The organism is Billgrantia tianxiuensis, assembly GCF_009834345.1.
GTDB lineage: Bacteria > Pseudomonadota > Gammaproteobacteria > Pseudomonadales > Halomonadaceae > Halomonas > Halomonas tianxiuensis.
This window is the reverse complement of the sequence record NZ_CP035042.1, coordinates 4,758,362-4,776,503: the sequence shown is the minus strand read 5'-3', so window position 1 is coordinate 4,776,503 and position 18,142 is coordinate 4,758,362. Positions and strand designations below refer to the sequence as shown.

Sequence of the window (18,142 nt, the reverse complement as noted above, 5' to 3'; positions counted from 1 at the left end):
ACAGATGAGCAAGCAGAGCAACGAGCAGGACGAACAGAAGGCGCCTTCCGCAAAGGGCCAGGACGACAAGGGCCGCGAGGCCGCAGCCAAGGACAAGTCCGGCAGCGACGGCGGCAAGCGTCGCTCCCAGGGGAGCGGCAGTTCGTCGCCGGCGCCTGCCGCGGGCAAGGCCGACGAGAAGCCAACGGCAGCGTCCGCCGATGCTTCCGCAAGCTCGAGCAAGCCTGCCCCTGCGACATCCACGGCCACGCCGGGAGAGGCCAAGGCCAGCGACGGCCCCGGCGCTGCCGCGAAGCCGAAAGACGCCGAATCCGCCGCCGCAAAGCCAAAGACTACTGACGCCGCCACCAAGAGCGCCGGCAGCGACAAGCCCGCCGCCACGGGCAAGACCCCGGGCGCGAGCAAGCCCGACGACAGCACGGGCAAGGCGACGGCCCAGGGAGGCGGTGGCGGCTCGACCCTGCCGGCCTCGGGCGATGGCGGCAAGAGTGGCGGCGGTCGCGCCGCTGGCGTCCTGGCCCTGATTCTGGTGCTGTTCCTCGGCATCGGCGCGGGGCTTTTCGCCTGGAACGCCTGGGAGCGCCTCGATGCCCAGCAGCAGCGTCTGGCACAGCTCGAGGAGCGTGCCGGCAGCGCCGCTTCCGCCGATGACCTCGATAGCCTGCGCGAGCAGCTCGAGCGTGGCGAACAAGAGCGCGATGCCGAGCTGTCCGCAGCGATCGAATCCATGCAGGGCGAGTTCGCCAGCTATCGCAGCGAAGTCGACGAGGCGCTCGATCGCGTGCTCGACGAGCTTTCCCGCGAGCAGGACACCGACGAGCGGGAATGGCTGCACGCCGAGGCTGCCTACCTGCTGCGCCTGGCCAACCAGCGCCTGCAGCTCGAGCGCGACGTGGAAGGCGCCGCGGCACTGCTGCGTACCGCTGATGCCCGCCTGAACGAAGCCGACAATCCGGCACTGCTCTCCGTGCGCCGTGCCATTGCCTCCGAGCTGTCGATTCTCGACGGCGTGCCCCAGGTCGACCGTACCGGCATCTATCTGGCGCTCGACGCCCAGCAGCAGCGCCTGGCGCAGCTGCCGCTCTCGCGTGAGCTCGAAGAGATCCCGGCGCGTGCCGGCATCAACGAGGCGCCTAGCGGTGGCTGGCAGGAGCAGCTCTCGCGCTTCGGCGAGGAACTCAAGGAGCTGATCGTCATTCGCCACCACGACGAGGCGCTGGAGGGGCTGGTTACCCCGGAACAGGAGTCCTACCTGCGCCAGAGCGCACGTCTAGTGCTGGAGCAGGCCCAGCTGGCACTGCTGAAGGAAGAGCAGGAGCTGTATGAGGCCAGCATCGACAAGGCGCTGGCTCTGATCGAAGGCTATTACGATACCGAGCGTGGCGAGGTCCAGGCCGTCGTCGAGCGGCTCCAGGCGCTCAAGGGTGAGAACATCCAGCCCGAGCTGCCGGACATCAGCGGTTCCCAGCAGGCGCTGGCCGAATTCATCGAGCGTCGTTTCGGTTCGCGCAGCGGCCGGGGAGATGAGGCATGAGAAAGCTGCTGCTGATCGTTCTCCTCGGCCTGGCGCTGGGGGCGCTGTTCGGCCAGTTGATGGTGTCGGTGCCCGGCTATTGGCTGGTGCGGGTGGGTGACACCTCCTACCAGACCTCCTTCTGGTTCGGCCTGGTGCTGCTGCTGGCGGTGTTCCTCGTCCTGCACTTCGCCCTGCGCCTGTTGATGCGCCTGAGCCATCCCGTCAGCCGGCTCAAGGTGTGGAACCGGCGCACCCGCCACCGCAACGCCATGAAGCGCACCGTGCGCGGCCTGGTGGCCTTGGCCGAGGGGCGCTGGAAGCGTGCCGAGAAATCGCTGGTCAAGGCCGCCGACGATTCCAGCACGCCGCTGGTCAACTACCTCTCCGCTGCGTTGGCGGCCCACTATCAGGGACGCTACGAGCAGGCCGATACGCTGCTCAAGCGCGCCCATCTCTCCACCGAGGGGCAGATAGCGCGGTGGGCCTGATGCAGGTCCAACTGATGCTGGATCGTCAGCAGTACGAGGAGGCGCTGGCGATACTGACCCGTCTCGATCGTCAGATGCCCAACCATCCCCAGGTGCTCAAGCAACTCAAGCAGGCCTACCTCAGCGTCAACGACTGGGACGGCCTGCGCCGGCTGATGCCGCGCCTGGCGTCGCGCCAGCTGATCTCGCCGCAGGAGCGCAACCAGTTGGAGCTGCGCGCCTACAAGGAGCTGCTGGTCCACGAGGCGCGCGACCCGGGCAACGTGGAGCGTATCCGTAACCTGTGGGCTGACATGCCGGATGCGCTGCGCGGCAACGTCGAGCTGGTGGTGCTCTATGCCGAGGCGCTGGTGCGCGGCAATGAGGAGGGCATCGCCGAGCGCCTGTTGCGCCACTCGCTCAAGGAGCACTGGGACAGCCGCCTGGTGCTGCGCTACGGCTTGCTCAACGTCGATCCGGCGCGCCAGCTGGTGCATGCCGAGAAGTGGCTGCAGGAACGGCCCAACGATCCTGACCTGCTGCTCACCCTGGGTCGCCTGGCGCTACGCAATGCCTACTGGGGCAAGGCCCAGGAGTACTTCGAGGCGAGCCAGCGGCAGCGTCCCAGCGGTGTGGTGTGCGCCGAATTGGCACGGCTCTACGCCAACCTTGGCGAGCACAACAAGAGCCAGCTCTACTATCGCCAGAGCGTCGAGCTGCTCGACAAGTCGTTGCCCTCTCTGCCGCAGCCGGCCGAGCCGGCTGCCCAGCCTGAGAAGGACGAGACGAAGAAGAAGGCCGGCTAACGCTGCTGACGTGATGCAGAAGAGCACAAGGGCGCCGTGAGGCGCCCTTGTGTCGGGTGGCGCTGGCGTGCGTCCGTGTCTTCAGTCGGGCAGGGCGAAGGCGACCACCTGGTCGCTGACCTTGGGCAGCAGGATCGAGTTGCCACCCACCGCGAAGGTGACGTACTGCCTGCCCTGGTAGGTATAGACCGCCGGCATCGAGACGGCCGGGGCATCCACCAGATGTTTCCACAGCACCTCGCCGCTCTTCAGGTCGAGAGCGCGCACGCGTGAATCCATCGAAGCACCGATGAAGATCAGCCCCGAGCGGGTGATCACCGGTGCGCCGATGGTCACCGACCCCCACGACTCGGGCATGTAGAAGCCGTGTTTCTGCACCTGGCCGAACGGCTCGTTCCACAGCCGCTCACCGGTGTTGAGGTCGTAGGCAGCGATGGTGCCGTAGGGGGGCTTCCAGCACGGCATGCCGGCCCAATTGAGAAACGTCTCGAGATGGAAGCCGTAGGCCGTATCGCCCTGAGCGTAGTAGCCCCCCGTCTCGCCCGACTGCTCCAACTGCTCGAACTCGTCGCGCGGGATGAGGCGGTAGATCTGTACCACGCTGTTGGAATTGATCACGAACACGCCGCTCTCGGGGTCGACGGCGCCGCCGCCCCATTGTGAGCCGCCGGTCGTCGGCGGGTAGGCGAGGGTTCCCTCGAGGCTGGGCGGCGTGAAGCGGCCCTCGTAGCGCAGCCCTTCGGCCTTGCGGCTGCACTCGCCCAGACCCACCATGTCGGCAAGCCTTGAGATCCCCGGCCACTCGTCGGGAATGACCGGCTCGGGGACGTCGACGAACGGCTGGGTCGGCGCGGCTTCTTCACCCTCGACATCCGAGGCGGGAACTTCGCGTTCCTCGATGGGATAGATCGGCTCGCCGGTCTCGCGATTGAGCACGAACAGGAAGCCCTGCTTGGAGGGCTGGACCAGGGCGGGCACTCGCTCACCGTCCTTCTCGATGTCGACCAGGGTGGGAGGCGCCACGGTGTCATAATCCCAGATGTCGTGATGCACGAGTTGCCGGCTCCACACCACCTCGCCGGTTTCGGCGTTCAGCGCCGTGACCGAGGTCGCCAAAGGCAACTCCTCGGTGCGATCGCCGCCGTAGTAGTTGGGGCTCGGCGAGCTGATCGGAATGTAGAGGAGCCCGGTCTCGGGGTCGAGCGACATCGACGCCCAGACGTTGGCCGTACCGGTCCGGTCGACGACCTCCTCGGGTAGGGCATGAAACGTCCAGCGCCGCTCGCCGGTGCGCGCATCGAGGGCGAAGACGGTGCCGGGCGGCGCGACGGCGTCGGTCCAGTCCTTGCCGGCCCAGCCGAGAAACAGCGTATCGTTATAGACCGTGGGCGGCTGCAACAGCGATAGCGGCCACTTGTCGTTGACGGTGTTCCACTGGTCGACGTCGACCATGCCGTCGTTGCCGAAGTCGGCACAGCGCTCTCCGGTATCGGCATCGACTCCGTAGAGCTTGGCATCCATGGTGCCGATATAGACCATCTTCTGGCAGGCCTCGCCCTCCCGCGGCTCGTCGGCCTGCCAGTAGGCGACGCCGCGATTCTTCATGTTGGGCTGGGTCAGGGCCTCGAGACGCGCCTCGGGGTCGAAGGTCCACTTCTCCTCGCCGCTGCCCGGGTCCAGGGCGATGATGCGATAGAAGGGCGTGCCCAGGTAGAGCGTGTCGTTGACGAACAGCGGCGTGGCCGACCAGACCGACATTGGCACATCGTCGCTGCCATCGGAGACATCGCCGGTATGGTACTCCCAGGCTTGTTCGAGTTCGCCCACGTTCTCGGGCGTGATCTGGTCGGCTGGGGAGTACTTCTGGGCGCGCAGGTCGCCGTTGAACGTCGCCCAGGTATCCGGCGATTCCATCCAGGCATCCGCTCCCGGTCGCGGCAGCGAGGTTTCGCCGTCGCCGCTGGGTGCCTCACCGGCAGGCCCAGTATCGACGCTCCCGCCGGGGCCGGTCGGCGCCACTGAGGAATCTTCGGTGTCGTCCGCTTGCGCTTCGTCGGCGCTGGCATCCTGTTCGGACTCGTCGTCTTGAGTCTCGGTGATACCCTGCGGCTGGCCACCTTCCTCGTCGGTGGAGGTGTCCTCCTGCGCCTGTGCGTAGCCGATGCAGCCCGACAGCAGCAGCGAGGCGAAAATGGCGATGACGTCCTGGCGTGTCATGAAGCGGCCTCCTGACGTTGCGTCATGTGGCGGTCGCGCTTGCCCGTGGCGGGATCGGCAATCACATGGATGAGCCAGGCCACCAGCCCGACCCCCATGCAGGCGAGCAGCCACTCGGCCTGCAGCAGGTAGGCCGCCATGGCCGTGCCCAGCAGGTCGAGCAACAACAGGAAAGTGAGCAGCCCGCCCAGCCAGCGCGGCATGCCGCGTGCCAGGGCCAGCAGCAGCGAGCCGAGGAGCATCAGTGTGGTGGAGGCCAGTACCAGGTAGGTGCCTGGAGTATAGGCAATGCCATTACCTTCGTTGAACGTGGCGGCTGCCGCGAGGATCAGTGAAATGAGCGAGGTCGCGAGCAGCAACCAGGCGCCGTAGGCGGTGCCTTGAGGTTTGCTTGTCATGGTAGTCCCATCCCTTGAACGCCTTCGAAGCATGGTTGGCCTCGCTGACGGAGCGTGGGTAGCGCTTCGCCAGAGTCCAGGAACAGTATAGGCACACCCTACGATTCTTCCTGCCGCCGCTCCGCTCGAATTAGGGCCGAGACGACAACGCCTCCCACCGTGGGGTGGGAGGCGTGTCAGGGTGCGAGAGCGTTTATGGGCGCGTGGGGATCAATCCTTCTCTTCGTAGTCGCCCTTGAACTCGGGGTTCGGCTTCGAGCGTGGATCGTCTTCGCCTTCGCGGCTGCTCTCCCCGGAGCGTGGCTGGCCGCCGGGGCGGCCATCGATATCGAAGTTCTGCCGCATCAGGCGCACGTTGGCCGGAGGCGCCTCGCCTTCCTTGCCCACGCCGAAGTAGAGCGTGGTATGCGGGAAGGGGATCTCGATGCCCTTGGTGTCGAAGTGCAGCTTGACCAGGCGGTTGTAGGCGCGACCGATACCCCACTGGGTGCCGGGCGTGGTCTTGATGCGCACGCGAATGTTCACCGAGCTGTCGCCCAGACCGGTCACGCCGGCCACTTCCAGCGGAGCGAGGATGTTCATCTTGTGGGTTTCGTCGGCGGCCAGCTCGTCGAAGGCTTCGCGCAGGGCGACGATCGCCTCGTCGATGCTCTCGCGGTAGGCGATACCGTACTCACCAACGTGGTAACCGAACTCGCGCATGAAATTGGAAACCGTATCGACACTGGAAAAGGGCACGATGTGATAGGTGCCGTTGAGGTCGCGAATGCCCACTGAGCGAATGCTGAGCCGCTCGGCGGTGCCGGTGATGCCGCCCACCGAGACCACATCGCCGGTGTTCATGGCATTCTCCACCTGGATGAAGATGCCGGTAATGATGTCCTGCACCAGCTTCTGGGCACCGAAGCCAATGGCCAGGCCGAGTACACCGGCACCGGCGATCAGCGGGCCGATGTTGATGCCGATCTCGGACAGCACGATCATCGCGGTCATGGTGATCAGGGCAATGGCCAGGGCGTTGCGAAACAGCGTCAGCAGCGTCTTGGCGCGGGCGTCGGGCTCTCCGGTGCCGGTTTCCGGGTTGAGCTTGTGCTCGATCAGGCTGGCCAAGGCCAGCCACACGCCGATGGCCAGCAGCAGGATCATGGCCACGCTGACCAGGGTGCCGATCAGGCTGCGCCCCGCCTCGGAGGCATACCAGGCGCCCAGGTTGAAAGCGCCCCAGGCATTGAGCACCAGCAGTACCACGGCGACCAGGATCACGGTACGCACCACTCGCAGTGCATTGGGCACGTAGCTGTTGAGCCGTGGTTCGAGCTGCGGCAGCTTGCGCCGTAGATCGTCGGAGAGGCGAATGCGCCGGCCGATGGTCTGGGTCAGCAGGCTGGAGAGCAGCATGCCGACCACCACCACGACCACGGTCTTGAGCGTGGCGAAGAGCACGAAGGGCAGGGCGTCTGCCGGGCGCGTCAGGGTCAGGACCAGCACCATCAGGAAGTAGGCCAGGGCGAACAGGTGCCAGGTGCGGGCGAACAGCTGCAGCGAGATCCGAGTGGCGGTGAAATCGGCGCGAGCCGCCATCTGGTTCAGTTCGTCGCGTATACGGGTGCGGTTCTTGAACACCACCGCCACAGCGTAGAAGAAGGCGGCGAACATGATCAGGGCGCCGACCGCCTGGCCCATTGCCGGGGACAGGTAGGCGCTGATCAAGGGCGCCACGACCAGCAGGCCATAGCCCACCAGGCCGACCAGGCGTGCCAGCCAGCGATTCCAGTAGGAAGCCTCTGCGGCCGAGATGGGCAGCAGCCGGAGGCCTTCATAGCGCGAAGAGAACAGCATGCGCATGGCTGCCTTGATCAGTTCGATGATCAGGAAGGCGTTGAGGAACAGCGAGGCACGGGTCGAAAGCTCGCCGGTCTCGCCGATGGCGAAGGTGGCGATCAGGTTGCCGCCCACGTAGGCCAGCGCCACTACCAGTGCGTCGGCCAGCGCTGCGAAGACCACGCATAGCACTAGGCGAATGGTTGGATTGAGGCCGCTGCCCTCCTGCCGCGACCACTGGCTCAGGCGAGAGAAGAGGGGGCGTGACAAGCGTCGGAACACCAGGAACAGGGCAAAGGTAGCGAGAATGACCAGTCCCAGGTTGATCGCCGCCGTGGCGAAATAGCCCCAATCGAAGGCGGTGGCATCGGTATCGGCCGAAAAGAGAGCCACTACCACCTCGAACAGGTGGCGTATTTCGCCACCGATATCGCTGACGACGCGGCTGGTCAGTTCGGCCAGCTGGCGGGGCAGCGTTATCTCGCCCGGCGCCGGGTCGGTCTCGGCCAACGCCGGATCGGCGGCGGCCTGGCGCCGCAGATGGTCGATCAACTGTTGGCGGGTCTGCTCGTTCTCGAGCAGGTCGGCAAGGGCTTCCGGGGCAGGAACGGCGGCGCTGTCAGCAGGCTGGGCCAGGGCTGGTGAGGCCAGCATGACAAATAACAGCCAGCCGAACAGCCAAGGAAGAAACCGGTGTGGTATCACGCGTGACCTCCATCTCGAGCGTGTCGGCGGGAACGGTGTGTCTTTCGTTCGCTAATGATAAGGCGTTAAGCCCTGGGGGACGAATCGAGGCGATTTAGTTGTGCAGATATTGTACATAAAGATTAATTTGTGTCATATTTTATCTGCGCCCTTCCCCAGGGCGCGATTCCCTGAACGAAGCTCTACATCCCCTTGGCCATCCGCCCCCGGATGGCTTCTTTTTTTGTTTGCACTTGCCGACTCGGCTAGCATCGGCAGGCGAGCGGCTAGGGCTGGGGGATACGCGTGAACATGGGGATGCTGCTGATCGTGGCAATGGGGGGCGCACTGGGCGGTATGGCGAGGTTGGCGGTGTCCGACCTGCTGGCCCGGTGGGCGGGCACGGGGTTTCCCTGGGGCACGCTTGTGGTCAATCTCAGCGGTGCGCTGCTGGCCGGCGCGGTGGCCGGCTGGTACGGCATGGCGCACGAGGCCGGGGTGCCGGTCGGCTGGTCGCTGCTGGTGGTGGGGCTGTTGGGGGGTTATACCACCGTCTCCTCGTTGAGCCTGCAGAGCCTGACCCTGTGGCAGAGCGGGCGTTGGCGAGCGGCGCTGGCTAACGTGACGGCGACGCTGTTCGCCGGACTGGCCTTGGCGGCGCTGGGCTGGTGGCTGGCAAGGGGGCTGGCATGATCGGTTGGCAGCGCTATGTGGCGGTTGGCGTCGGCAGTGCGCTGGGCAGCGTGCTGCGCTGGCTGGTGTCGCTGGGTTCGCTGGCGGCCCTGGGCCCCGCCTTTCCCTGGGGCACGCTAGCCGTGAACCTGCTCGGTTCGTGGCTGATCGCGGCCTTTGCTGCCCATGCCGCCCATCGTAACTGGGGGCGGATAGCGCGCTGGCAGCCGTTCCTGGTGGCCGGCTTCTGTGGCGGTTTCACCACCTTCTCGCTGTTCGGTCTGGAAACGCTGCACCTGCTCGAGCTCGGCCGCCCTGGCCTGGCACTGCTCTACGTCGTGCTCAGCGTGCCGCTGTGGCTGGCAGCGGCCTGGTGGGGTGATCGCTTCGTGCGGGCCCGCCACGGCTAACGGGCCCACGCCTGCTCCCGGCTGCGCTACCTCCCTTTTTCTCTGGCTGTCAGCGCCGGGCCTTGGCCGTCTTCCTTTCCGCTTTGTTTTCCGCTTTGCCGGCCTTGGTGGGCTCTTCTGCCTCGGGGTGGGGCGGAAGTGCTCGCGTACCAGCGCCAGCAGGCCCTGGGTGGAGGCATCGAACTCCTGGCTGCGCTCGTCGATGCGCTCGCTGATCTCGCCGGCGATGCGCTTGCCCAACTGGACTCCCCACTGATCGAAGGAGTTGATGTTCCAGATCACTCCCTGCACGAACACCTTGTGCTCGTAGAGCGCGATCAGCGCACCGAGGTTGCGCGGTGTCAGCTCGTCGAGTAGCAGCACGCTAGAGGGGCGGTTGCCGGGGCAGCTGTAGGGGTCGAGCTGGCTGCCCTCCTGGCTGCCCATCATGAAGGCGTTGGCCTGGGCCAGCATGTTGGTGAGCAGGGCGAAGTGGTGCTCCTCGACGCCGGGCTCGGGCTTGAGCGAGGCAATGAAGTCGATTGGCACGTAGCGGGTGCCCTGATGCAGCAACTGGAAGAAAGCGTGCTGGCCGTTGGAGCCGGTCTGACCCCAGACGATGGGCCCGGTCTTGTAGTTCACCGGGTGGCCGAAGATATCCACCGATTTGCCGTTGGACTCCATGTCGAGCTGCTGCAGGAAGGCCGGTAACTGATGCAGCGCCTGATCGTAGGGCACGATGGCGTGGGTCTCGGCGCCGTGGAAGTTGATGTACCAGATGCCGATCAGCGCCATCAGCACCGGCATGTTGCGTGCGTTGGGCGCTTCGATGAAGTGCTGGTCCATGGCATAGGCGCCCTCGAGCATCTCCATGAAGCCGTCGAAGCCGATCGAGAGCGCGATGGGCAGGCCGATGGAGGACCACATCGAATAGCGCCCGCCGACCCAGGCCCAGAACTCGAACACGTTCTCCTCGCGGATGCCGAACTCCATGGCCGCCTTGCGGTTGGTCGAGGCGGCAACGAAGTGAGCGCCCACATCGGCGCCCTCACCGGCATTATCAAGGAACCAGCGTCGCGCGGTCTTGGCGTTGAGCAGCGTCTCCTGGGTGGAGAACGTCTTGGTCGAGACGATGAACAGGGTGGTGGCCGGGTCGAGGCGCGACAGCACCTTCTGGATATGGGCTCCGTCGACGTTGGAGACGAAGTGGAAGTTGAAGTCGGCCTGGCGATACTTGAGCAGCGCACGGCAGGCCATGTTGGGGCCGAGGTCCGAGCCGCCGATGCCGATGTTGACCACATCGCGAATGCGCTCGCCGCTGTAGCCGCGCCATTCGCCGCTGCGCACCGCCTCCGAGAACTGCTTGATCTGCTCGCGGGTGCGCTGGATCTCGGGCATCACGTCCTTGCCGTCGACCATCAGCGGCCCCTCGCCGAGGTTGCGCAGGGCGGTATGCAGTACCGGGCGGTCCTCGGTGACGTTGATGATGTCGCCAGAGAACATCTGGGCGCGGCGCTGGACCAGTGCCGAATGATCCGCCAGCTCGAGCAGCTTGGCCAGCACAGCCTCGGAGACGTGGTGCTTGGAGTAGTCGAGGAACAGCCCGCCGACGCGCAGACTCATTTTGTCGAAGCGCTGTGGGTCGGCGGCGAAGTAGTCGCTGATACGGTCGTTGGCGGTGGCTTGGTGCAGCCGCTGGAGGGCCTGCCAGGTGACGCTGCGGGTAAGTTGGAACATGGTGTCCTCGCACGGTTTGCGGGCTTGGGCCCGCCTGTCACGCGTTGTTCTGGTTACGCTGCCGGGCCTGCGCTTCACTCCGGATTGCGTGAGGCAACCCAGGCGTCGGCGTCGGGTATGGCCATTTCATAGGGCTTGTCGAGCCAGGGCGAGCTGATCAGGAAGTCGGCACTGGCGGCATTGCACGCCACCGGCACGTTCCACAGCGCGGCCAGGCGCAGCAATGCCTTGACGTCGGGATCGTGGGGCTGAGGGGCGAACGGGTCCCAGAAGAAGATCAGCAGGTCGAGACGCTGCTCGGTGATGCGCGCACCGATCTGCTGGTCGCCTCCCAGCGGACCGCTCATCAGTCCCTCTACCTCGAGCCCGAGGCTGGCCGAGAGGCGCCCGGCAGTGGTGCCGGTGCCTACCAGCTGGTGCGTGGCCAGGGTGTCGCGCCAGCGCTCGGCCCACTCCATCAACTCTGCCTTCTTGCCGTCGTGGGCGATCAGGGCGATGCGCTTGCGTGCCGGCAGGGTGCGGCGCACGCTGCGCCGGGGACGGCTATCGGTCATGGCTGGCCTACCTCGAGTATCTTCAGGGTATTGGTTCCACCGTGGGCGTTCATGTGGTCGCCCCGGGTCAGGATGACATGATCCCCCGGTTCGGCAATCCCCTGTTCCACCAACAGCGCCAGCGCCCGGTCGTTGAGCTCGCTGGCGGCCATCGCCGTGGTGTCGAACGGCAGCGAGACCACCCCGCGGTAGAGCGCCATGCGCCGCTGGGCGATGGGGCTGTGGGCCAGCCCGACGATGGGCAGCCCCGAGCGGATGCGCGAGGCGATCAGCGGGGTGTAGCCGGTGGAGGTCATGCAGGCGATGGCGGCCACCCCGGTGAGGTGGTTGGCGGCATACATGGCCGACAGCGCAATGGTCTCGTCGATGCGCGAGAAGCCCTCGTGGATGCGGTGGCCCGACTCCTGGGCGATGCGCTCGCGCTCGGCGCCGAGGCACACCCGGCGCATCGCTTCCAGCGTCTCCACCGGGTAGTCGCCGGCGGCGGTCTCGGCCGAGAGCATCACCGCGTCGGTGCCGTCGAGCACGGCGTTGGCGACGTCGAACACCTCGGCGCGGGTGGGCAGCGGCGAGGTAATCATCGACTCCATCATCTGGGTCGCGGTGATCACCGCGCGGTTGAGCGTGCGGGCGCGCTTGATGATGCGCTTTTGCATGCCGATCAGCTTCTCGTCGCCGATTTCCACACCGAGATCGCCGCGCGCCACCATCACCGCCTCGGAGGCCTCGATGATGCCGTTCAGGGTGGCGTCGTCGGCCACCGCCTCGGCGCGCTCGAGCTTGGCGACCAGGCCGATCTCCTTGCCCGCCTCGCCCAGCAGGCGGCGCGCCTCGTGCATGTCCTCGGCCGAGCGCGGGAAGGAGACGGCCAGATAATCCACGCCGATCTCGATGGCGGTTGCGAGGTCGGCCTTGTCCTTGTCGGTGAGCGCCGGGGCCGAGAGTCCGCCGCCCTGCTTGTTGATGCCCTTGTTGTTGGAGAGCTTGCCGCCGGTGACCACGGTGGTGTGGACCTGTTCGCCCGCGACGCGCTCCACCACGAGCACCAGGCGGCCGTCGTCGAGCAGCAGGCGATCGCCGGGGGCGACATCGTCGATCAGCTGCTTGTAGTCGCAGCCGACGCGGGTGGCGTCGCCGGCGTCGCTGGCGAGTGCCATGTCGAGCACGAAGGGCTGGCCCTCCTCGAGCACCACGGCGCCGTCCTGGAAACGGGCAATGCGGATCTTGGGCCCCTGCAGGTCGCCCAGGGCGGCGACGCTGCGTCCCAGGCGGTCGGCGATCTGGCGCACGGCGATCAGTCGGCGGCGGTGGTCGGCGGCGCTGCCGTGGGAGAAGTTGAGGCGCACCACGTCGACGCCGGTGCGGATCATCGCCTCCAGCACGCCCTCGCGATCGCTGGCCGGCCCCAGGGTGGCGACGATCTTGGTGCGGCGGATGGGGGTGTGTGGCGGTGGCTTCGGCATGTCTGAGCGCCTCCTGAAGGAAGGGGATGTCGTTAGACTACAACAATATCGGTTTTGCGGTAAGTTTACTACATACCTCTTAGGTGGAAGATGCTCGCTCCATCTCTCGTCAGGCTTGATTATTTTGCGAAGCAGCAAAGCGCCGTCGGGACAGGGGTAGATCTAGCTGGATCGATTCATCAAGTCGCTTATGTTGTAAAGTTACTAAAAAACGCTTGAGTCTGTCGCTTTCCTGCGCCACATTGTGGGTATTGCCATGAGCCGTGGGCCTGCGCGTATTCCATCCAGTGAGCACGACCTCCGCCAATCGGCTCGACTCCATACCGACAGAACACTTACGGAGGAACGAACCATGACGCTCAAGATTGCCATCAACGGATTCGGCCGCATCGGCCGCAACGTGCTGCGTGCCCTGTACGAGAATGGCTACCGCAAGCAGGTCCAGGTCGTCGCCATCAACGACCTGGGCGACCCGGCGCTCAACGCCCACTTGCTGCGCCACGACACCGTGCATGGCCACTTTCCCTTCAAGGTGGAGCACGACGAGGAGAGCCTGAGCGTGGATGGCGACCGCATCGCCATCTTCTCCCAGCGCGACCCGGCCGCACTGCCGTGGAAGACGCTGGGCGTCGATCTGGTCATGGAGTGCACCGGGCTGTTCACCAAACGCGATGCCGCCGCCAAGCACCTCGAGGCCGGTGCCAAGCGTGTATTGATCTCCGCGCCTAGCCCGGATGCCGATGCCACCGTGGTCTATGGTGTCAACGAGCATGTGCTGGGGCCCGAGCACAAGGTGGTCTCCAACGCCTCCTGCACCACCAACTGCCTGGCGCCGGTGGCCAAGGCGCTCAACGACACGGTGGGCATCGAGAATGGCTTGATGACCACGGTGCACGCCTACACCAACGACCAGAATCTGTCCGACGTCTATCACAGCGACCCCTATCGGGCACGTAGCGCCACGCACTCCATGATTCCGACCAAGACCGGTGCCGCCGCCGCGGTGGGGCTGGTGCTGCCGGAGCTGAAGGGCAAGTTCGACGGCCTGGCGGTACGCGTGCCGGTAATCAACGTCTCGCTGGTGGACCTGGTCTTCACCGCTGGGCGCGATACCACCAAGGAGGAGATCAACGCCATCGTCGCCAAGGCGGCGGAAGCCTCCCCGGTGCTCTCCGTCAATGCCCAGCCGCTGGTGTCGATCGACTTCAATCACGATCCCAACTCCTCGACCTTCGACGCCAATCACACCCGTGTGAACGGCCGCCTGGTCAAGGTGATGGCCTGGTACGACAACGAATGGGGCTTTTCCAACCGCATGCTCGACACCGCGCTTGCCATGCAGGCCGCGAGTGACGCCAAGCGTGAAGTGGCGTGAGGTGAGCGAAACCTCTGTCGGTAGTAGGGAAACCGGAGCGCCTCGGCGCTCCGGTTTTCTGTTGTCCAAATCAAAATGCGGCGACAAAAATCCCCGCTGAAGCGGGGTGAAGAGACGCCATGGCCAAGCATCGCTGATGGAACGGCTACCGGCTCATTGCTTGGCGATCCATTCATGGGCCGGGTCGTTCTGGAATCTCCATTCGCGCTTGGGGCCCGCCATCACGTTCAGGTAATAGAGCTCGTAGCCGTGAGGGGCACCCACGGGATGGTAGCCACACGGCACCATGACGCAGCAGCCATCCTCCACCGCCATGGTTTCGTCCAGGCTTCGGTCGTCGGTATAAACGCGCTGAAAGGCAAAGCCCTGAGGGGGATCGATACGATGGTAGTAGGTCTCCTCCAGGTATGACTCGTCCGGCAGATTATCCTCGTCGTGCTTGTGCGGCGGGTAGCTGGACCAGTTACCGGCGGGAGTGTAGACCTCTACCACCAGCAGACTGTCCGCCGGCTCGGTTTCCGGGAGGATGTCCTGGATGTGGCGCGTGTTGGTGCCGCTGCCGCGCGTGCTGCGCTTGATCCGTTCGGGGGCGATCAGGCGTGGCTCATGGTTGCCATGGCCGGGCGCGCTGCAAACCGCCAGTTCGAGGTCGGTGACGGCCTCGACGCTGTAGCTCACCCCATCAGGCAGATAAATGGCATGGGGCGGCATCTTCTCGAAGATCGACATGCGTTCGCCGATGTTCTCCAGCGGTGCTCGCCGCTGCTGACGGTGGCGCGGCCGGAGAGCAGTACCAGGCAGTGCTCGCGGTCTTCGGTGCTGGCCTCGATTCGCTGCCCCGGGGCGAGCCGGTGCACACGAAAGCCGACGTACTCCCAGCCGGCGGACTCGGGCGTGACCTCCAGCACGGTGCCCTGTGCATCGGGCGGCTGTGGGCGTACCAGTAGCATTGCCATGATCCCTCCTCTCGGTATCAGCGAATAGTATCCAGCGCGATACGACGCCCCTCGCGCAGTGAGCGTTCCGCGGCCTCGGCCAGGCGCAGCGCCTCGAGGCCATCCCGGGCGCCGGCCAGCGGGGCGCGCCGCTCCCGCCAGGCATACACGAAGTCATCAATTTCTCGGCGGTAGGCTTCGGCATAGCGCTCCAGGAAGAACCACTTGGGCTTCTCTTCCACCTGGCCGGCTTCGCCGGTAAAGCGCAGCCGTGTCTCGCTCTCGTTCTGGGCCTGTAGCATGCCGGCACTGCCGAAAGCCTCGATGCGCTGGTCGTAGCCGTAGCAGGCGCGGCGCGAGTTGACGATATGGCAGAGGCGGCCACTGCTGGTGGTCAGGGTGACCATGGCGGTGTCGATGTCGCCGGCCTCGCCGATGGCGGGGTCGATCAGGCAGCTGCCCTCGGCGTGGACGTAGGCGATCGGTTCGTCGAGCAGCCAGCGAGCCATGTCGAAGTCATGGATCATCATGTCGCGGAACAGCCCGCCCGAAGCGCCGATGTACTCCGCGGGGGGCGGCGCGGGATCGCGGCTGGTGATGGTCAGCGTCTCGAGATTGCCGATCCGACCCTCTCTCACCGCCCGCTTCAGGGCGGCGAATTGCGGATCGTGCCGACGGTTGAAGCCCAGGGCGCAGGTAACCGGATGCGCCTGCAGCACCTGGAGCGCTTCGCGGGTGCGCGCCAGGTCGAGGGCGATGGGCTTTTCGCAGAGTATCGCCTTGCCGGCACGCGCCGCGCGCTCCAGGTAGTCGGCATGGGTAGGTGTGCTGGAGGCGATCAGCACGGCATCGATATCCGGGGTCTCGAATACCGCGTCTGCGCTCAGCACACGGCAGCCGTAGGTCGAGGCCAACGCCTCGGCGGCCTCGCGGTGGTAATCGGCCACGGCGGCGAGCGTCACATCGGGGTGCCGGTCGATGGCCTGGGCATGGACCTTGCCAATGCGTCCGGCGCCGATCAGGGCAAGCTTCATGACGGGTTCCTCTCTCTCGTTCGGCTATGGCCGCGATGCCGTTCAGGCGCGTTCGATGTCGCTGTCGCCCGCGGCGTGGTCTCGCGCCTTTTCCTGACGCACCCCCAAGGCGATTGCCAGGGTCTGGGTCAGGCACAGGGAGGCCGCCAGCCCGCGGAAACTCTTCACCTCGGCCTCGTGGACAATCAGGGCGACATCGGCAATCCGCGCCAGCGGGCTCAGGCTCGAGTCGGTGATCACTACCAGAGGAATGCCGCGCTGTCGCGCCTCGTTGGCCGCCTGTCGGCTCTCTTCGGCGTAGGGCGAAAAGCTCACCACCAGCAGGGCATCGCGCGCGCCGATGGCCTTGACCTGCTCACCCTGCATGCCGCCGAGGCCGTTGATCAAAAAGGCCCGCTTCTCGATGTGGTGAAACGCATAGGCGGCATAGCTTGCCACCACGAAGCTGCGGCGAGTGCCAAGCACATGCACGATCTCGGCCCGCTCGAGCAGATCGAGGGCGCGCTCCAGGTTCTGCGGGTCGATACGCGCCGGCAACTGGTCGAGCACGTCACGGTTGGCCTCGGCGAATTCCCACAGCAGTTGAGTGCTGTCGGGTGTCTCTCCCGTGGCGCTGCGAACGGCGCGAATGCGCTCGGTGTAGTTGGGCAGCTCGTCCACCAGGCGTGAGCGGAACAGCTGCTGCATCTCCGAGAAGCCTTTGAAGCCGAACGAATTGGCGAAACGGATCAGGGTGGAGGGCGTGACGCCCGCCTGCTCGGCCAGCCTGGCGACGGTGGCGAAGGCCACCTCCTGAGGGTGGTCGAGCAAGAAGCGAGCCGTCTGCTGCAGACGTCGACTCAGGGAGGCGTACTCCTCCGTGACGCGTGCCTCCAGCTCGTTGAAATCCTGCGGTGTCTGATTCATGTGGTGGCCTGCCTCGCCCGGTCGCATTACGGCTCTGTGTCGAGTCGCCTGATCGCAGTCTAGTATCTTGGAATGAATATTCCATTTATACCAAAGTATAGAATAAATGATTTGTTAAATTTCAATAATGGAACCTATATTTCATACGCCGCATCGCTACCGATAGGCAAACGACAACAAGAGGAAACCACCCATGGCACGTCTCATTCACAGGCTGCTCGCCTCGACAATGGCAGCGGCTCTCATGGCGGGGTCGGCCCAGGCTCAGGACAGCTCCCGCTTCATCATGGTGACCCACGGCGTTCCCTCCGACCCGTTCTGGTCCGTGGTCAAGAACGGCGCCGAAGATGCCGCCGAGCAGGTCGGCGCGAGGCTGGAGTACCGGGCGCCCTCTACCTTCGACATGGCCCAGATGCAGCAGCTCATAGAAGCCGCCGTCGCGTCGGCCCCGGACGGCCTGATCGTCTCCTTTACCGACGAGGACGCCCTGGGCGGTGTCGTCCAGAAAGCTGCCGACAACAACATTCCGGTGATTACCATCAATTCCGGTGGGGACGTGGCGAGCCAGTACGGCACCCGACTGCATATCGGGCAGAGCGAATATGAGGCGGGCAAGCAGGCCGCCGAGCGCATGCGGGAGATGGGCGCGGAGAAGGGGCTCTGCGTCAACCACGAGCAGGGCAATCAGGGGCTCGACCGCCGCTGTGACGGATTCAGCGAAGGCTTCGGCGGCAATGCCGAACAGTTGGCCACCTCTCACGACCCGGTCGAGATCCGTAACGCCATCGTGGCCTATCTCAACCAGCACGACGATATCGACGCCATCCTGACCCTGGGGACGCTGACCGCCGAGCCGCTGGTCCGTGCCATGCGCGAACACGGGGCCACGGACATGTTCACCCTGGGCACGTTCGATCTCTCTCCCAGCACGCTCGAGGCGCTGGAGCAGGGCGAGCTGGACTTTGCCATCGACCAGCAGCAGTACCTGCAGGGCTATCTACCGGTGATCTTTCTCGATCAGTTCGTCAAGAACGGCATGCTGCCGGCCGGGGACGTGCCGACGGGCCCGGGCTTCGTGACCCAGGAGAATGCCAGCCAGGTAATCGAACTGAGCAAGCAGGGAATTCGCTGACCGCAACGTAACCGCAATGGCCCGGCAGCGGCCGGG

General features: G+C 65.5%; 12 protein-coding genes and 3 pseudogenes. 6 read left to right on the top strand and 9 right to left on the bottom strand.

The window, feature by feature from the left end; translation table 11 throughout:
* The first annotated feature begins 4 nt into the window (after nt 1-4).
* Complete coding sequence (locus tag EKK97_RS22375) at nt 5-1,534, top strand: uroporphyrinogen-III C-methyltransferase (protein ID WP_159555341.1); 1,530 nt, start codon at nt 5-7, stop codon at nt 1,532-1,534.
* Nucleotides 1,531-2,789: pseudogene (locus EKK97_RS22370) on the top strand (heme biosynthesis HemY N-terminal domain-containing protein). Before EKK97_RS22375 ends, EKK97_RS22370 begins: the two are co-directional and overlap by 4 nt.
* A gap of 81 nt (nt 2,790-2,870) precedes the next feature.
* Here EKK97_RS22370 and EKK97_RS22365 read toward each other — a convergent pair.
* From EKK97_RS22365 to ybiO, 3 genes are all read right to left on the bottom strand, one after another.
* A complete protein-coding gene (locus EKK97_RS22365) occupies nt 2,871-5,006 on the bottom strand; it encodes a pyrroloquinoline quinone-dependent dehydrogenase (protein ID WP_159555339.1) in 2,136 nt (711 codons plus the stop codon).
* A complete protein-coding gene (locus EKK97_RS22360) occupies nt 5,003-5,404 on the bottom strand; it encodes a hypothetical protein (protein ID WP_159555337.1) in 402 nt (133 codons plus the stop codon). The genes EKK97_RS22365 and EKK97_RS22360 overlap by 4 nt, the downstream gene beginning before the upstream one ends.
* Before the next feature lie 210 nt (nt 5,405-5,614).
* Nucleotides 5,615-7,879, bottom strand: a complete 2,265-nt coding sequence (ybiO, locus tag EKK97_RS22355) for a mechanosensitive channel protein (protein WP_159555335.1) — start codon at nt 7,877-7,879, stop codon at nt 5,615-5,617.
* A 342-nt stretch (nt 7,880-8,221) separates the two neighbouring features.
* On the opposite strand from ybiO, the gene EKK97_RS22350 reads away from it, so the two are divergent.
* Complete coding sequence (locus EKK97_RS22350; protein ID WP_159555910.1) at nt 8,222-8,602, top strand: fluoride efflux transporter FluC; 381 nt, start codon at nt 8,222-8,224, stop codon at nt 8,600-8,602.
* Nucleotides 8,599-8,991, top strand: coding sequence for a fluoride efflux transporter CrcB (gene crcB / locus EKK97_RS22345; RefSeq protein ID WP_159555333.1), 393 nt, complete (start codon nt 8,599-8,601; stop codon nt 8,989-8,991). The genes EKK97_RS22350 and crcB overlap by 4 nt, the downstream gene beginning before the upstream one ends.
* 69 nt (nt 8,992-9,060) lie before the next feature.
* Here crcB and pgi read toward each other — a convergent pair.
* From pgi to pyk, 3 genes and pseudogenes are all read right to left on the bottom strand, one after another.
* Nucleotides 9,061-10,707: pseudogene (gene pgi, locus EKK97_RS22340) on the bottom strand (glucose-6-phosphate isomerase); the annotation flags it as partial.
* A 74-nt stretch (nt 10,708-10,781) separates the two neighbouring features.
* The gene (locus EKK97_RS22335; RefSeq protein ID WP_159555331.1) at nt 10,782-11,261 is read right to left on the bottom strand and encodes a methylglyoxal synthase; all 480 of its coding nucleotides are present in this window, start codon (nt 11,259-11,261) and stop codon (nt 10,782-10,784) included.
* Nucleotides 11,258-12,724: a pyruvate kinase gene (gene pyk, locus EKK97_RS22330; RefSeq protein WP_159555329.1), complete on the bottom strand. Its 1,467-nt coding sequence runs from the start codon at nt 12,722-12,724 to the stop codon at nt 11,258-11,260. The genes EKK97_RS22335 and pyk overlap by 4 nt, the downstream gene beginning before the upstream one ends.
* A gap of 352 nt (nt 12,725-13,076) precedes the next feature.
* Here pyk and gap point away from each other — a divergent pair, with 352 nt between their 5' ends.
* Entirely contained in the window at nt 13,077-14,099 is a 1,023-nt protein-coding gene (gap, locus tag EKK97_RS22325) for a type I glyceraldehyde-3-phosphate dehydrogenase (RefSeq protein WP_159555327.1), read from the top strand.
* 153 nt (nt 14,100-14,252) lie between these two features.
* Here the strand turns inward: gap and iolB are convergent.
* The 3 genes and pseudogenes from iolB to EKK97_RS22310 all read right to left on the bottom strand — a co-directional run bounded on the left by iolB (nt 14,253) and on the right by EKK97_RS22310 (nt 16,974).
* A pseudogene (gene iolB / locus EKK97_RS22320) lies at nt 14,253-15,055 on the bottom strand (5-deoxy-glucuronate isomerase).
* 17 nt (nt 15,056-15,072) lie between these two features.
* Nucleotides 15,073-16,068, bottom strand: a complete 996-nt coding sequence (gene iolG / locus EKK97_RS22315) for an inositol 2-dehydrogenase (protein WP_159555325.1) — start codon at nt 16,066-16,068, stop codon at nt 15,073-15,075.
* Nucleotides 16,069-16,110: 42 nt separating this feature from the next.
* Nucleotides 16,111-16,974, bottom strand: coding sequence for a MurR/RpiR family transcriptional regulator (locus EKK97_RS22310; RefSeq protein ID WP_159555323.1), 864 nt, complete (start codon nt 16,972-16,974; stop codon nt 16,111-16,113).
* A 193-nt stretch (nt 16,975-17,167) separates the two neighbouring features.
* Here EKK97_RS22310 and EKK97_RS22305 point away from each other — a divergent pair, with 193 nt between their 5' ends.
* On the top strand, nt 17,168-18,106 hold the full coding sequence (locus tag EKK97_RS22305; protein ID WP_159555321.1) for a sugar ABC transporter substrate-binding protein: 939 nt from the start codon (nt 17,168-17,170) through the stop codon (nt 18,104-18,106).
* The last annotated feature ends 36 nt before the right edge of the window (nt 18,107-18,142 follow it).

Excerpts from the sequence above, each read along its gene's own strand:
- EKK97_RS22375 (WP_159555341.1), top strand. The coding sequence starts at position 5 with ATGAGCAAGCAGAGCAACGAGCAGGACGAACAGAAGGCGCCTTCCGCA.
- EKK97_RS22365 (WP_159555339.1), bottom strand. The coding sequence starts at position 5,006 with ATGACACGCCAGGACGTCATCGCCATTTTCGCCTCGCTGCTGCTGTCG.
- EKK97_RS22360 (WP_159555337.1), bottom strand. The coding sequence starts at position 5,404 with ATGACAAGCAAACCTCAAGGCACCGCCTACGGCGCCTGGTTGCTGCTC.
- ybiO (WP_159555335.1), bottom strand. The coding sequence starts at position 7,879 with ATGCTGGCCTCACCAGCCCTGGCCCAGCCTGCTGACAGCGCCGCCGTT.
- EKK97_RS22350 (WP_159555910.1), top strand. The coding sequence starts at position 8,222 with ATGGGGATGCTGCTGATCGTGGCAATGGGGGGCGCACTGGGCGGTATG.
- crcB (WP_159555333.1), top strand. The coding sequence starts at position 8,599 with ATGATCGGTTGGCAGCGCTATGTGGCGGTTGGCGTCGGCAGTGCGCTG.
- EKK97_RS22335 (WP_159555331.1), bottom strand. The coding sequence starts at position 11,261 with ATGACCGATAGCCGTCCCCGGCGCAGCGTGCGCCGCACCCTGCCGGCA.
- pyk (WP_159555329.1), bottom strand. The coding sequence starts at position 12,724 with ATGCCGAAGCCACCGCCACACACCCCCATCCGCCGCACCAAGATCGTC.
- gap (WP_159555327.1), top strand. The coding sequence starts at position 13,077 with ATGACGCTCAAGATTGCCATCAACGGATTCGGCCGCATCGGCCGCAAC.
- iolG (WP_159555325.1), bottom strand. The coding sequence starts at position 16,068 with ATGAAGCTTGCCCTGATCGGCGCCGGACGCATTGGCAAGGTCCATGCC.
- EKK97_RS22310 (WP_159555323.1), bottom strand. The coding sequence starts at position 16,974 with ATGAATCAGACACCGCAGGATTTCAACGAGCTGGAGGCACGCGTCACG.
- EKK97_RS22305 (WP_159555321.1), top strand. The coding sequence starts at position 17,168 with ATGGCACGTCTCATTCACAGGCTGCTCGCCTCGACAATGGCAGCGGCT.